Origin of the sequence: Streptomyces sp. NPDC058231 (assembly GCF_042882275.1) — a bacterium.
Lineage (GTDB): Bacteria > Actinomycetota > Actinomycetes > Streptomycetales > Streptomycetaceae > Streptomyces.
The window spans coordinates 87,747-103,020 of the sequence record NZ_JBHVWN010000001.1 but is presented as its reverse complement, the minus strand read 5'-3'; the positions used below and the strand labels follow the sequence as shown (position 1 = coordinate 103,020).

The following is a 15,274-nucleotide window of genomic DNA, read 5'->3' as shown; positions in this document are numbered from 1 at the left end:
TGGGCCGGGATACCCGTCGGCCTTGTGGGGCAGTCGAGTTGACGAGACTGTCCGGTTCACGTTACGGGAGCGCCTGCGGCGCGGCGGCGCAGTGGAGCGGCTCCCGGGCGCCACCGGACCGGGAGACGGAGCGAAATGGGTTGCCGGGGGAATGGGTGGTAGCGGGACTTTCGTGATCCGTTCATTTCTCTGACCGTGGAGCAAGTCCGACAAGGGAAAAGGAGTTCGGCCGGTGATCCTGGGCCCGTGCGGAGAGATGTGGCCACCGGGGAAGGCTCCAGCAAAGTCACCTGCTGCCTGCGGTGGAGCTGCACAGTGAATTGCGACCCCCGGGTCGATTCGTCTCCCGGGCCGGTGGGTGACGTGGCCGGCAAGGTTTCCGATTCGCGGCTGCGGCGGAGCCCTGAGCGGTTCCGAACGGAGGCCGCGACGCCCATGACCGTGTTCGCATCCCCGTCCGAGGGTGTCGCCGGTGGAGGCGAGGGTGTCGACGGATTCGAGCAACAAGGCGGCAGGTGTGGGGAGTTGATGTATGACGTACCTCACATTCCCCGTACCTAGCGTCACTTGCACGACGGAGGACTCCATTGCGCGTAGGTGTATTTAGACACATCTAGAGGTCGCCCAACGCCGGATCGATTACGCATGGTGCGCGGTACTCAAAGTTCCGTTTAGGGGCATGGGTGACCGCTGGGAAAGGTGTGGCTACTGTTCCCTAGCCTCCATGTCTCCCTTGCGGTGAGCGCCTGGAGGTCTGGCGCCACGGCCAGGAAAAGCGGGAATCAGTCGCAGGGGGAACCATGTTCGACGTGAAAAGCGTTTTCGGTAGTTGTGCCGTCGCCGGGAGCGGTGACTTCCGCTCCGGCCGCAATGGTGCCGGCCGCCTCTGCGGACATGGGTCCGTCAGCTCCTGACGCGTCGGCCGATGCCTGATGACTCCATCCTGGGTGCGCGTTCACAGTTGTCATGAACGCGTCCTGTCGGGCGGCGTGGGTGCCCTGATCCCATCGCGCAGGGGTGGGCCGGGGCGCTGCCCCCGCCCCGGGCGGCACCAGACCATTGCTTGCTCGGCGACTGAACCGCGGTCACCCGGGGTCGGGTGACCGCCTGTGATGCGTCAACTGCCACAGGCGTAGCCGCCATGCCTCCGTCCTCTCCAGATCCCGTCCACCGGGCCCGGCGGCCCGGTCCGTTCGGCGCCGCAGTGCTCGCCGAACGCCTCACATCTCCCGTTGACCTCGCCGGTGCGTCGGTGTGGCCGGCAGTCAACGGGTCGGCTCCGTGCACCGACCGGGCGCGGGGTGTCCCTCCAAGGAAGTCGGGAAACAACTCTCTTGAGATCCAGAACAGCCAGAAGAAGAACGTACTTACCCATCGCGGTGGCCGCCTGTACCGCGCTGGCCGGTGGCCTTCTGCAGGCCAGTCCCGTCACCGCGGCCCCGAAGCCGAGCCCCAGCAGCAGTGGCCCCGCGGCGCAGTCGCCCGGCCGGGTCACGGATCCGGACACAAAGTTCGGCAAGGGCTGGAAGACCTCTCCGGACCGTGCCGTCACCGCTGCGGCAGACACCGGCGGTCTGGACATCCTGGTCGCGGACAGCGCGAAGGCGTACGCGTGGAAGAGTGTGGCCACGCTGGCGGAGCCGGGCGTGCCCGCGGACTCGTGGATCGGCAACCAGTGCGTCATGGACGCCGATCACATCGCTGCCGTGTACGCGCCACGAGCCTTCACCAACAAGCCCGACCTGATGCAGGGCGGCGCGTTCGCCGCCATCGTCAACACCGGTACCGGCAAAGTGGTGAAGCTGCCGTTCACGGCATCGCTCGCCTACTTCGACCCGTCCTGCAACACGCGCACCCACACGGCCGCGTTCACCGCCTACCGCGGGATGAACGACCCGAAGAAGATGCAGACGCGCATCGTGACGGTCGATACGGCCGGAAAGCAGACCGGTTCGTCCGCGACAGCGGGTGAGGTCACCAGCGCGGTGCCGGTTCAGGACGGCGCGATCGGCGGACGCGGGCGCGACCTGGTCCACGTCGGCAGGACCGGCAAGGTGACGACCCTCGCCTCCGCCGACAGCACGCCGTTCGACATCCGGCCCACCTCGCGCGGGCAGATCGCCTTCGTCGACCGCAAGGGTGACTCCGGCGCACACGCCAAGCTGTGGCGCGGGAGCGGCGAACCGTCCGTGATCGCCTCCGGCAAGCTCGGCGACCTCAGCCTGCACCAGGGCACCGAGGGACGGGTGTTCCTCACCGGCAAGCCCACGAGCGCGCACACGGAGAGCACAGGCGTCACCCGTCTGGACGCACCCGCGGATCGTGACGTCTCGACGTTGGGCCGCCTGGCCGTCGAACCGGTCCTCACACCCGGCGTCCGCCGTGGCCTGAGCCGGATCAAGGACGCGGGCAAGAACTTCAAGAACGCCGACCCCGGTCCGGAAGCCGGCTCGGCAGGCGCGCCGGACACCGAGGACCCGGATCAGCCGGTCACGGTGACCTCCACCGCCACCACCACTGGGAAGAAGATCACCCAGACCGTGGAGAGCATCAGCGCGGCCAGCGGCAACGGGACATTCTCGCCCGCATTGACGGACGCCGCAGTCCCGGCGGTGGCGCCCCGCGCCGGTACCGTCACCGCCGCGCCCTCGGCGCACGACCCGGTCGACACCGACCGCTGGTGCTCCGTACCCCGCAACGACGTCAAGTCCCAGGCCCTGCAGCCGACACCGAATCAGGTCGAGTGGGCTGTCGACATGGCGGTGCGCGGCGAACTCCGCTCGCAGTACATCACCCAGGGCGGCTGGCGCGACCAGGCGGGGCTGGGAACCGTCGACCCGCAAGGCCTCTTCCCCCGCCCCTCGTTGACCGGCGGCGGCCGCATACCCGCCAACGTGCTGCTGGGAGTGATGGCGCAGGAGTCCAACCTCTGGCAGGCCGAGCCGGGCTCGATCCCCGGCCAGATGGGTAACCCCCTGGCCTCCTACGCCGGCTTCTACGGGCACGAGGGCACCGAACCCGCCGGCTACTGGAAGATCCACTGGAACCTGTCCGACTGTGGGTACGGCGTGGGGCAGGTCACCGACGGCATGCGGCTCGCAGGCTTCGAGAAGGAGGGCGAGACGGCTCTGCCCCCGGCCAAGCAGCGTGCCGTCGCCCTGGACTACTCGGTGAACGTCGCCGCCTCCCTCTACATCCTCGCCGACAAGTGGAACGAGGTTCATGAGTCGGGGCAGACGATCACCGTCAACAACGACGACCCCTCTCGCGTCGAGAACTGGTTCGCCGCTCTGTGGAACTACAACCTCGGCTTCAACCCTCGCTCCGAGGAGGGGACGAACGGCAACTGGGGTCTGGGCTGGTACAACAACCCCGCCAACCCGATCTACCCGGCGGACCGCGACCCCTTCATGGACATGAACGCGGACCCGGAGAACTGGCCCTGGGACGCCTCCCACCCGCAGTACTGGCCGTACGAGGAGAAGGTGATGGGCTGGGCCGCCTGGTCCATCGACACCGGCTTCTCCTACGCCACATCCGGCCGCCAGGACTGGCCGGGCGACTCCGGCTACTCCTCGGCCGGTTTCCGTCCGGCGTGGTGGACCACGGTCGAGGCGCGCACCGCGATCAAGCCGCCACTGGACACCTTCTGCAACACGCACAACAACTGTGACACCTCCAACCCTCCGGACTGTCCCACCGAGGAGTGCTACACGCAGTACTGGTGGCACGAGGCGAACGTGACGTGGAAGGCCGACTGCGCCACGACGTGCGGTAACGAGAACATCAAGTACGAGTCACTGGTCTCGGAACCGGGGCGCGGCACCCGGCTGCAGAACGGCACGCCCACCTGCGCGAACGAGGTCAGTACGCCCCCGGACTCGCTGATCGTGCACTCCATGCCCGACCAGACGGACACCTACAGCTCATGCGGCAACACCGGCACCGACTCCGGAAGTTTCCAGTTCACCTTCAACCCCGACCCCTCCGCTACCGGGCCCGGCCTGGGCCCGTACGAGGGCAAGGCCGATCTGGCCCAGGTCGGCGGCGGCTTCGACGGCCACTTCTGGTACGCCCACACCCGTGACACCGCCCACCTGGGCGGTCCGAGCGGACTGATGACCGTCACGGGCACCTGGACGCTGGAGAAGAGCGTCTCCTGGGCGCGTGTCATGGTGCACGTGCCCGACACGGGGGCGCACACCCGGCAGGCCGCCTATGTGGTGAGTGGTTCCGACAGCACCTCCAAGACCCGGATCGTCGAACAGCGAGCGAACCGCTGGGTCAGTATCGGCGCCTTCCACTTCACCGGCACCCCCCAGGTCACCCTCACCAACGCCACCCCCGACGGCACAGGGGACGAGGACGTCGCCTGGGACGCCGTCGCCTTCCAACCGCTTCCGGGCAAGCCCAAGAACATCGAGGTCGCCATGGGCGACTCGTACAGTTCGGGTGAGGGCGCCTCGGACCCGGGCGGCGACGACTACTTCCCCGAGTCGGACTACGTCAGCAAGGTCGGGGGTGACAAGGTCAGGGACGACTGTCACCGCTCCTGGCACGCATGGTCCCGCCGTGCGGTTCTCCCGGGGGAGACCCAGTCGACGGGAGACCTGGCCGACTCGTGGAGCACACGTCAGGAGTACAGCTTCATCGCCTGCTCCGGCGCCCGCCACTTCAACATCCTCAACATCCCCAAGGGCGGGGAGCTGCCGCAGATAGATCAGGGATATCTGGACCAGAACACGACTCTCGTCTCCCTGTCGATCGGCGGGAACGACATGCAGTTCGCCGACATCATCAAGAAATGCATCACGGAACTGCTCGGTGCCTGCCCGAACTCCTCGATCAACGAGCGTGACCCGGACACCGGCGAGGAGACCGGAGGCAAGACGCCTGCCCTCAAGGACTGGGCTCCGGTGTGGGCCCACGACACGGTCCGGCCGCGGCTGGTGAAGACATTGCAGGCCATCCACGCCAAGGCCCAGAACGCAAAGATCGTCCTCATGGGATATCCGAGGCTGTTCGAGAAGGACGGTCAGTGTGCGGGTGCGACCGGCATCGGCACCGAAGAAGGACCCTGGCTGAACGAAATGGCCGACAATCTGGCGGAGGAGATGAAGGGGGCGGTCACGGACACGGGTTCCTACGCCGTCTTCGCCGACCCGCGTGAGGCATTCGCGGGGGAGGCGGTCTGCGGGGACACGGAGACCGTCAACGGCATCGTCCTGAGCGGTTACGCCAAGGCGGACGCGACTCCGCCCCAGCCGTCCATGAAGTCCTTCCACCCGAAGGTCTCCGGGACGGCCCACTACGCCGAGGCGTTCGAGGACGCTCTCGCGCAGTAGTGTGCTCCACCATCCATGAGACCGGGGGCGTCCCACGCACGCCGGGGCGCCCCCCGGTTCTTCGAGTACCTGTACGGACGGCCCGCCCACGTCTCGGGGAGGAACACCGTGGTCATGCGCCCCTACCTCATGCGCGGTACGAAAACGGCAGTCGTGGCAGCCCTCGCCACCGTGGTCGCGTGGAAGTCGTCCGAGTGGCTGAACGCCTGGGCCGATCACTCCGCCGGCGCCCAGGTCGCCTCCGGAGAATCGGAGTGGACGGCAGGCTTCATCCAGTATGTCGTCGCCGGCGCCGCGGGCGTCCTGGTCCTGCCGCTCGCCGTCTGGCTGGGGTTGCGCCTGACCGGGGTCAAGGGCAACCATCTGGCTGTGGTCGTCCCGGGCTTCACCTGGTTCGCCGTCGTCGGCGCCCACCTCGTCGACGCCCGCCCCGGTTGGGGCACGGTCCTCTGGTCCGTGACGGCTGAAGCCGCGGTTGCCGCGGCGGCCGCGACCCTGCAGGGCGCACTCCGTACGTCGGAGCATGCGTGAGTCCGCGTCGGTGGGCACGGCAGGCCGCGCTGCGCGTGGGGAGGGCGCTGGCCACCACCGGCATCGTCCTCCTCGCGCACGGCTACGACCTCGTGATGAAACCGAGTCCGAGGACGGTACGCAGACTGGCGGGGAGCCGCGCGGCGCGGACGGCGCGTGAGGCGGCCGAACGACAGGTACGGGACGTCGTCCGGACCTACGCCGCGCTCCCCTTCCTCGAACTGCGCCTGCTGGCGCTGGAGGACACCTGTTCGGGCGGCGGCGGCTGGGGCTTCGACACCGGCGAGCAGCACAGAATCTCCTGCACCCTGCGTGCCGCCGCCTATTACACCGTCTCCCCGGACGTCGGCACGGCTCTCGAAGACCTTCCGTTCGTCATCGGGCGGACCCTGACCTGGGACACCCCGGACGGGACCGCGGTGGACGAAGTGCGCACGTGCACAAGGAAGAACGATCCGCCGGTCCACCGGTGCCTGCGTGAGGGCGAACTCCTGACCGTGAACGAGCTCCGCAGCACGTACGGCCCCGTCCTGCGGCTCACGCTCCACCCGGTCACCTACTTCCGCAAGGGCCGCTGACCGACGGAAGGCCGACCGCCGCCGCCGTTCCCCCGCTCACCACGCGGGCCACGGCCTCGCCGCGGGATGCGGCGCGGCGCCCCCGCCCCACCGGTGTGGGGCGAAGGCGCCGCGTGCGGGGCCGGTCGGCGGACCGGCGCGGGTCAGACGCCCGGCGGGACCCTGGACGGTCGGCCGTTGCCCCGGGTCAGGGAGTAGCCGAACACGGCGGCGAGCGCACCGAGTACGCCACCGCCCACGGTCCAGATCCAGCGATCCGTCCACCAGCCGGAAGCCCAGCCGTCGTCGGGCTCGCTGCCGAGCGGGACCCGGGCCGTGGACCCGTCTTCCGACGAGGTGCCGTCCGCCGTCTGCTGAACCGATGACACTCCCGGCACCAGCGGCTCGCCCAGCGTCCCGTCGACGTCGTGCGCGCCGCCCTCGTCCGACGACGTCACCTCGACCTCGGTCCGCACCGGCTGTCCGAGGTCGGCCGACGGCAGATCGACGACCGTCAGACGTACGTAGTAGCTGCCCGGCAGCGGATCGTTCGCCCACGGCTCGGACCAGGCCCGGACGGTCCGCAGGACGCAGGAGAGTTCGGCCTTCGACGCGTCGGCGGCCGCCGTCACGGTCTGGTGGCCGTACATGCAGGCCTGCCGGCGCCGCAGCCCGTCGTACACGTCGACCTGCCAGGTCGACGCACCGTGTCGGGTGGCGCTCTCGGGCAGCGTGACCGTCGCCTTCACCGTGGCCCGCTGGCCGGCGTCGGCGGGGAACACCCAGTACAGGTAGTCACCCGTGGACGCCCCGGCGGTGGCGCGCTGGTCCTGCTGGACCGCCGTCGCGGTACGGAAGGTGGTGCCCGCCTCGGTGGGGCCCGCGGCGCCGTCCGAGGCACTCGGGCTCGGGCTCGCCGACGGATCGTCGGCCGCGGCTGCCCCCGTCGGGGTCAGCAGGGCGATCCCGGTCAGCAACGCTCCCGCGAATATCCGTCGTGTACGCACCATCAGTTGGTCCTCCATACGGCGATGCGCCAGCGCGAGATCCAGCCGAAGACCAGACCCGCGACCAGACCGGTCAGGACGAGCACGCCCAGCAGCCACCAGCCGCGGCCGAGACCGAAGGCGGCTGCGTCCGCGGCGTCGTCCGGCGCGTCCACCACGTCGACGGTCAGCTCGACCGGCATGCCCGGCGAGGTCTTCACCGAGGCGGGAGCGGAGAAGGAGTTGCTGAGCTGGAGGCAGACGGTCTCGGCGGGCGGCGTCTCCTCGCCGTCCCGCGCGTCCTGTTCGGGCTTGGGGTAGCGCAGTCCGGACGAGATCGCGTCGGTACGGCCGGTGCCGGACTCGGATCCTCTGACGATTTCGCGGCCGTGCACGGTCACCGCGCGCAGCAGCACCCCGTAGTCGTTGTCGACGGCGCGGTCGGCCGACACGCTCGCCGAGGCGCGCAGCTCCTGGCCCGGCTTCACGTCCACCCGGTACCAGCGGTGCTCGCCGATCTTCTCCCGGTCGGTGTAGAGGCCCGCCTTGAGCTGCGGGGCGGCGGAGCAGCTGTCCGCGCCCTCGGTCGCCACCGGGGTGACGACAGGTTCGGCCGCCCGGTCCACCAACTGCGTGACTCGCCCGGAGAGTTCATCGGTGTGCTGGACTGCGGTGTAGGTGCCGCCGGTCGCCTCGGCGATGCAGGTCAGCTGCTCGCGGATCTTGGCGTTCGGGACCAGGCCGAGCGTGTCGATGACGAGGTGGATGCCGCGGGCCGCGATGTCGCGCGCGACCTCGCACGGGTCGAGCGGACCGCAGGTGTCCTCGCCGTCGCTGATCAGCACGATCCGGCGGGTGGCGTCGCCGCCTTCGAGATCGTCGGCGGCGCCCAGCAGGGCCGGTCCGATCGGGGTCCAGCCGGTGGGGGCCAGCGTGGCGACGGCGGTCTTCGCCTCGGTGCGGTCGAGCGGCCCGACCGGGTACAGCTGCTTGGTGTCCTTGCAGCCGACCTTCCGGTCGTTGCCCGGGTAGTCGGCCCCGAGGGTGCGGATGCCGAGCTGCACCTCTTCCGGCACCGCGTCCAGGACCTCGTTGAACGCTTGCTTGGCCGCGGACATCCGGGACTGGCCGTCGATGTCGCGGGTCCGCATGGAACCGCTGACGTCAAGCACCAGCTCGACCTTGGGGGAGGCTTTGGTGGGGGCTTCGTCGGCGGCGGCCGGGAGCGCCGTGCCGAGCCCGGCGGTCAGGGTGGCGAGCAGAATGCCCACCCCGACCGTCAGCCTTCTTCTTATGATCATCGCCGGATACTAGTGAAGATCACATGCCATTCCCAAACCGGTCCGGAGCTGCCCGGGACACCGATGTCCCGGGCAGTGCGGAGCGCGTGACAGCCAGTCAGTGACTGTTGCAGGACGTGGTGGGTGCGGCGGCTACCGCTCCCCGCCGAGCAGCGGTGCCGCGGCCCGCTCCAGCACCGAGTTGACCCGGTCCCAGGTGTCCATGTCCCGCGTGACGGGCGGCAGTTCGGTGTCGGCTTCGCCGCCGGCGTTCCACCCGGTGACGGTCGCGACCGGGTCCTCTCCGGTGGCCGCCGCGGCGGCGAGCGCGGCGGCGCCCAGCGCCACCAGTTCGCCGCTGCCGGGCACGATCACGGGCCGCCCCGACAGTCGTCGCACCGTCTCCACCCAGGTGTGGCCCTGCGCGCCGCCGCCGATCAGGCGCAGCGGGCGGGCGGCGACCTCGGGGTCGGCGGGGTCGAGACCGCAGGCCCGCAGCAGTTCGTCGAGGGCGCGCAGCACCGTGACGACCGCGCCCTCGTAGGCGGCGCCGAGGAGTTGCTGCGCGGTCGTGTCGTGCCGGAGCCCGGTGAGCAGACCGGAGGCGGTCGGCAGGTCGGGGGTGCGCTCGCCGTCGAGGTAGGGGAGGATCACCGCCTCGCCGCCGGGCGCCGCGTCGTTGCGGTCCAGGCCGAGCAGGGCGGCGACCTTGTCCACGGCGAGCGTGCAGTTGAGCGTGCAGGCCAGCGGGAGGTACGTGCCGTCCGCCGCGGCGAATCCGGAGAGCGCCGGTGACGCGGGCCGGGTGCGGGACGCGGCGAAGACCGTGCCCGACGTGCCGAGGCTGAGGACGGGGTGGTCGAGGAGCCCGGCGCCGCCGAGTCCGAGGCCGACGGCGGCACTCATGTTGTCGCCGGTGCCCGCCGCGACGGCGATTCCGGCAGGCAGGCCGAGCGCCGCGGCGGCCTCGTCGGTGAGCGAACCGGCGCGTGCCGCTCCGCTCTGCGCCACCTCGGGCAGCAACGCGGCGTCCAGGCCGAGCAGTTCGAGCAGCTCGGGGTCGTAGGCACCGGTCGCGGTGGAGTACCAGCAGGTGCCCGACGCGTCGCCGGGGTCGGTGACGGCGGTGCCCGCGAGCCGTTCGGTGAGGAAGTCGTGGGGCAGTCGGACGGCGGCGGTCGCGGCGGCGGTCTCCGGCTCGTTCTCGCGCAGCCACTGCCACTTCGACGCGGTCATCGCGGCCACCGGGACCGATCCGGTGCGGGCGGTCCAGGCGTCCGGACCGCCCAGCGCGGCCGTGAGGGCGGCGGCCTGCGGGGCGGACCGGGTGTCGTTCCACAGCAGGGCGGGGCGGAGCGGGCGGCCGGTCCGGTCGAGGACGACCAGACCGTGCTGCTGGCCGGCCACCGCGATGCCGGTGACGGATTCGGCCGGGACGCCCGCTTCCTTGAGTCCTGCGGCGACGGCGTCACGGAGCGCCTGCCACCACACCTCGGGGTCGGTCTCGCGGGCTCCCGCCTCGCCGGTGACGACGTGCGGGGCGCGCCCGACGGCGAGCAGCCGCCCGGTACCGGCGTCGACGAAGGCCGCCTTGGTGGACTGGGTGGAGCTGTCCACGCCGATGACGACGTTACGCGGCGGCATGGGTTACCTCATTCTCACGGTGCAGGGGCCGCAGGGGCCGGTGGGCCCGGCGGCGATCTATTTGGTCGTGCAGAAAACAAATTACGTGATGGAGCCCGTGCGGAACAGGGGGCGCTTCGGATTTTCCGTGATGGGGGGTTTACGTCCCCGGGGGAGTGCGTGCATGATTAGTCATGACACTGAACAAATAGGAGTTCGAGGCCGCCACCGGCCGCGGGCCCGACTGCACCGAAGGTGGTCAGACAATGACGGAACGCTTCAAGCCCACCCCGGGGGACAAGTTCACCTTCGGCCTGTGGACCGTGGGCTGGCAGGGTCGCGACCCGTTCGGCGACGCGACCCGCGCCGCGATCGACCCCGTCGAGACCGTGCAGCGCCTGGCCGAGCTGGGTGCCTACGGCGTGACCTTCCACGACGACGACCTGATCCCGTTCGGCTCGTCGGACACCGAGCGCGAGAGCATCGTGAAGCGGTTCCGGCAGACGCTGGACGCGGCCGGCCTCGTCGTGCCCATGGCGACGACGAACCTCTTCACCCACCCCGTCTTCAAGGACGGTGGCTTCACCGCCAACGACCGGGACGTCCGTCGGTACGCCCTGCGCAAGACCATCCGCAACATCGACCTCGCCGTCGAGCTCGGCGCCACCACCTACGTGGCGTGGGGCGGCCGTGAAGGAGCCGAGTCGGGCGGCGCGAAGGACGTACAGGTCGCGCTGGACCGGATGAAGGAAGCCTTCGACCTGCTCGGCGACTACGTCACCGAGCAGGGCTACGACCTCAAGTTCGCCATCGAGCCCAAGCCGAACGAGCCGCGCGGCGACATCCTGCTGCCGACCATCGGCCACGCCCTCGCGTTCATCGAGCGCCTGGAGCGCCCGGAGCTCGTGGGCGTCAACCCGGAGACCGGTCACGAGCAGATGGCCGGGCTGAACTTCCCGCACGGCATCGCGCAGGCCCTCTGGGCGGGCAAGCTCTTCCACATCGACCTCAACGGTCAGTCCGGCATCAAGTACGACCAGGACCTGCGCTTCGGCGCCGGTGACCTGCGTCAGGCGTTCTGGCTCGTCGACCTGCTGGAGACCTCCGGTTACGCGGGCCCGCGCCACTTCGACTTCAAGCCGCCGCGCACCGAGGACTTCGACGGCGTCTGGGCGTCGGCCGCGGGCTGCATGCGCAACTACCTGATCCTCAAGGAGCGCGCTGCCGCCTTCCGCGCGGACCCGGCGGTCCAGGACGCGCTGCGCGCTTCCCGGCTCGACGAGCTGGCCCGGCCCACCGCCGAGGACGGCGTGGCCGGACTGCTGGCCGACCGCTCGGCGTTCGAGGACTTCGACGTCGACGCCGCGGCCGAGCGCGGCATGGCGTTCGAGGTGCTGGACCAGCTGGCGATGGACCACCTGCTCGGCGTCCGCTGACGTCTGCCCGTACAAGGTGGGGCCGTACCTGCGCGAGCGCGGGTACGGCCCCGCTTCCGTTGCGGCCGGTACGGGCCGGCGGGGGCGGGTACGGACCCAGCCCCCGGTGCAGCCGGCTCGTACCCGGGCACCCGGGTACGAGCCGGCTCCTTCTCAGCCGGCGACCCGCGTCGTGTACGCCACCGGGTCGACCAGCACGTCCTGCATCACCAGCGCCGCCGCGCCCCGCGCCGCGTCGCCCGCGACCGACGAGGCCCGCAGCCGGCCGCCGCCCCGGGACCACAGCCCCGAGACGACCCGGCCCGTCAGCTCCTCGTCGACGGGCGGCGACAGCCACGGCATCAGGCCCCGGTATATCCCGCCGAGCACCACCGCATCGGGGTCGAGCAGATTCACCGCCCCGGACAGCACCCGTCCGAGCATCCGGCCGGCCGCGGCGACCGCGGCCACCGCCCGCTCGTCGCCCGCGCGAGTGCGCCGCGCCAGCTCGGCAACCCCGACGCCGCTGCCGGTCTCCTCGATGCCGGCCGCCCGCAGGAGCGCCGCCTGTCCCGCGTACTGCTCCAGACAGCCGCGTGAACCGCAACGGCACTCCGGCCCCTCGGCGTCCACCACCACATGCCCGATCTCCCCGGCGAACCCGTGCGCACCGCGCAGCAGTTCGCCGTCGATGACCAGGGCGCCGCCGACACCGATCTCACCCGTCAGGTACAGGAAGCTGCGGATCTCGTCGAGCCCGCCGAACCAGAGCTCGGCCAGTGCCGCCAGATTGGCCTCGTTCTCCGAACTCACCGGAAGTCGGGTGCGGCCGGGGCGCCGCGCGGCGAGCGAAGCGGCGAAGAGCTCCTCCGCCGGTACCTGGTTCCAGCCCAGGTTGGGTGCCTGGCGCACCGCACCGCCGGACACCAGACCGGGCAGCGCCAGCGCCACCCCGACCGGGAACAGCTCCTGCTCGGCCGCCGAGTCCAGGGTGCGTGCCGCGATGCCGGCCGCCCGCGCGAGCACCTCCTCGGGCGGCGCCCCCCGGTTGTCGAGATGCTCGGTCAGCCGGACCCGGCCGGTGCCGGCCAGGTCGACGACACACACCGACACATAGTCGATGTTGACCTCGACGCCGAGCCCTGCGGGCCCGGTCCGCGCCACCTTGAGTGCCGTGCCGGGGCGTCCGGCCTGCCCGCTGAACGTCTTGCCGGACTCGGTGAGGAACCCGCCGTCGATCAGCTGCTCGACCAGCGAGGAGACGGCGGCACGGGTCAGTCCCACGCGTGCGGCCACCCCGGCCCTCGTCGCCTCGCGCTCACCCTCGTCACGGACGGCCCGCAGTACCAGACTGAGGTTGCTCCGTCGGACGGTGTCCTTGTCGGCCTTGGGCCCCAGCGTCGTGAGGTTGCTCTTCATATCACTGCTGAGCCTATGCGATACCGCACGTCAGTACGGTCTTGAGGCCGCATCGGTTTCTCGTCGTCCCGCTCGGCCGGGAGTCGCCCGGCGGCCCGGGCGGCGGGCACCGTGGCAGCGGCCCGCCGAACTCGTGGGGCCGGCCGCCGAGTCCGGGCCCAGGTGCGGCGACCGGGGCCGGGAACGGCTGCTGCGCGGGCGCCGTCGCGTCGTCGGACTGCACGCCGTATCCGCGGCTCCCGGCGGCGCGCGGGCTCCGACGGCTCCGGGATCGCTGTGAATGTGAAGAACCGGGGGTTGCCCCACCGGGTCGGCGGGATAGTGTGCCCCGGTGACAACGCAATCGAACGTATCTGCTGGTTGGTATCCGGATCCGCACGGCGCACCTCAGCTGCTGCGCTACTGGGACGGTGCCCGGTGGACCGAGCACACGAACCCGGCCGGCGGCCCGCAGCCCCAGGCGCCGGTCCAGGCGCAGGCCCATGCCCAGGCGCAGGTGCCTCAGCAGCAGACCGCCCCTCAGCACCAGCAGGGCGCGGCCCCGAGTGGCGCCACGCTCTTCAACCAGCAGGTCCTGGTCGTGAACCAGAAGGCCAAGCTGATCGAGGTGACGAACGAGTACCGCGTCTTCGATCAGCAGGGAAACACGATCGGCTCGGTCATCCAGGTCGGCCAGAGTGCACTGCGCAAGGTGCTGCGGTTCGTCTCCAGCATCGACCAGTACCTGACCCACAAGCTCGAGATCCGTGACGCGTACGGGCAGCCGCAGCTTCTGCTGACCCGCCCGGCGAAGTTCATCAAGTCCCGCGTCATCGTGCAGCGTCCGGACGGACAGCCGGTCGGCGAGATCGTGCAGCAGAACGCCATTGGCAAGATCAACTTCGCCATCATGGTCGATGGCCAGCGGGTCGGCGCCATCAAGGCGGAGAACTGGCGCGCCTGGAACTTCGCGATCGTCGACCACAACGACGCCGAGATCGCCCGGATCACCAAGACCTGGGAAGGTCTTGCGAAGACGCTGTTCACCACGGCGGACAACTACGTGCTGCAGATCCACTACCAGCTGCCCGAGCCGCTGCTGAGCCTTGTCGTGGCGACGGCACTGACTGTGGACACGGCCCTCAAGCAGGACGCCCGCGGTCTCGGCTGACGAGCCCCCGCCGCACACGGCGGCCCTGTCCCACCGGCGGAGATGAGACCCGCTCGGCCCGCACGAGATATGCGGACCGAGCGGGTTTTCTGTGTGTTCGCCCGGGCGGGGCCGATCCGGTTTCCCCGCTCCCGGCCGTGCGCGATGATCCATTCATCTGGTATACCGAATACCGATATGAAGATCCCGGGACTTCCGGAGACGCGCAGGGAGTACGTCGATGAGCAGCAGCCGAACCGCCGGGGCGCCGGCCGGTGACACGATCGGTGGTGCGCACAAGTCGCTGCGCGACCAGGTGTATCTGGAGGTACGCGAGCGGATCATCGACGGCCGGTACCCCTCGGGGCAGCGGGTCGTGGAGCGGGAGCTCGCGGTCGAGCTGGGCGTCTCCCGCATCCCGGTGCGCGAGGCGCTCCAGCGGCTGGAGACCGAGGGTTTCATCGCCGTGCAGGCCCGCAGGGGCGCGTTCGTCGCGCCGCTCGGACCCGCGGAGGCCGCGGACTTCTTCGACATCCGTGAACACCTGGAGGCGCTCGCCGCTTCCCTGGCGGCCCGCCGCGCCGACCGCGACGGGCTGCGCACCCTGGAGAAGCTCCTGGAGCGGGCCCGGCGGGCCGCCGGTTCACCCCGCAGGGCCAGGGAACTCAGCACCGTCCACGCCGACTTCCACCGCCAGATCGTCGTCATGTCCGGCAACCCGCTGCTCCAGGACCTGATGGCGCCCCTCGACGGGCGTCTGCGGCGGTTGTTCGGTCTCACCTCCGTGCCCGCCGACGGCCCGGTGATGTGCGGTGAGCACGAGCAGTTGTACGCGGCGATCCGCGACGGCGACGCGGACGCGGCTGAGCGCATCGCCCGCCGACATGTGGCCGGTACCCGCGCCACCACGATGCGGATCCTCACCGCCACCGCCGATGCCGCCGAACAGCCGGACACCGCGCAGAAGACCTGAGTACGAACCGCACCGT

The 15,274-nt window shown here is 70.5% G+C and carries 10 protein-coding genes; 6 read left to right on the top strand and 4 right to left on the bottom strand.

Going from position 1 to position 15,274, the window contains the following annotated elements:
• The first annotated feature begins 1,379 nt into the window (after window positions 1-1,379).
• The 3 genes from ACFVXE_RS00430 to ACFVXE_RS00420 all read left to right on the top strand — a co-directional run bounded on the left by ACFVXE_RS00430 (window position 1,380) and on the right by ACFVXE_RS00420 (window position 6,454).
• Window positions 1,380-5,345: an SGNH/GDSL hydrolase family protein gene (locus tag ACFVXE_RS00430; protein WP_389667689.1), complete on the top strand. Its 3,966-nt coding sequence runs from the start codon at window positions 1,380-1,382 to the stop codon at window positions 5,343-5,345.
• Between the two features lie 114 nt (window positions 5,346-5,459).
• Window positions 5,460-5,876, top strand: coding sequence for a hypothetical protein (locus ACFVXE_RS00425; RefSeq protein WP_389667687.1), 417 nt, complete (start codon window positions 5,460-5,462; stop codon window positions 5,874-5,876).
• Complete coding sequence (locus tag ACFVXE_RS00420; RefSeq protein WP_389667685.1) at window positions 5,873-6,454, top strand: hypothetical protein; 582 nt, start codon at window positions 5,873-5,875, stop codon at window positions 6,452-6,454. The genes ACFVXE_RS00425 and ACFVXE_RS00420 overlap by 4 nt, the downstream gene beginning before the upstream one ends.
• A 143-nt stretch (window positions 6,455-6,597) precedes the next feature.
• On the opposite strand, the gene ACFVXE_RS00415 is transcribed toward ACFVXE_RS00420, so the two are convergent.
• The 3 genes from ACFVXE_RS00415 to xylB form a co-directional block, all read right to left on the bottom strand.
• Entirely contained in the window at window positions 6,598-7,443 is an 846-nt protein-coding gene (locus tag ACFVXE_RS00415) for a hypothetical protein (protein ID WP_389667683.1), read from the bottom strand.
• The gene (locus ACFVXE_RS00410) at window positions 7,443-8,720 is read right to left on the bottom strand and encodes a VWA domain-containing protein (RefSeq protein WP_389667681.1); all 1,278 of its coding nucleotides are present in this window, start codon (window positions 8,718-8,720) and stop codon (window positions 7,443-7,445) included. Before ACFVXE_RS00410 ends, ACFVXE_RS00415 begins: the two co-directional genes overlap by 1 nt.
• 132 nt (window positions 8,721-8,852) lie before the next feature.
• Window positions 8,853-10,343 (bottom strand): xylulokinase, encoded by a 1,491-nt coding sequence (xylB, locus tag ACFVXE_RS00405; protein ID WP_389667679.1) that lies wholly within the window; start codon window positions 10,341-10,343, stop codon window positions 8,853-8,855.
• A gap of 245 nt (window positions 10,344-10,588) precedes the next feature.
• Here xylB and xylA point away from each other — a divergent pair, with 245 nt between their 5' ends.
• The gene (gene xylA, locus ACFVXE_RS00400) at window positions 10,589-11,758 is read left to right on the top strand and encodes a xylose isomerase (RefSeq protein ID WP_389667677.1); all 1,170 of its coding nucleotides are present in this window, start codon (window positions 10,589-10,591) and stop codon (window positions 11,756-11,758) included.
• Window positions 11,759-11,911: 153 nt separating this feature from the next.
• Here the strand turns inward: xylA and ACFVXE_RS00395 are convergent, their stop codons facing one another.
• Window positions 11,912-13,156 (bottom strand): ROK family protein, encoded by a 1,245-nt coding sequence (locus tag ACFVXE_RS00395; RefSeq protein WP_389667675.1) that lies wholly within the window; start codon window positions 13,154-13,156, stop codon window positions 11,912-11,914.
• Between the two features lie 331 nt (window positions 13,157-13,487).
• On the opposite strand from ACFVXE_RS00395, the gene ACFVXE_RS00390 reads away from it, so the two are divergent.
• Entirely contained in the window at window positions 13,488-14,306 is an 819-nt protein-coding gene (locus ACFVXE_RS00390; RefSeq protein WP_389667673.1) for a phospholipid scramblase-related protein, read from the top strand.
• Window positions 14,307-14,526: 220 nt separating this feature from the next.
• A complete protein-coding gene (locus tag ACFVXE_RS00385) occupies window positions 14,527-15,258 on the top strand; it encodes a GntR family transcriptional regulator (protein ID WP_389667671.1) in 732 nt (243 codons plus the stop codon).
• Window positions 15,259-15,274: the final 16 nt, after the last annotated feature.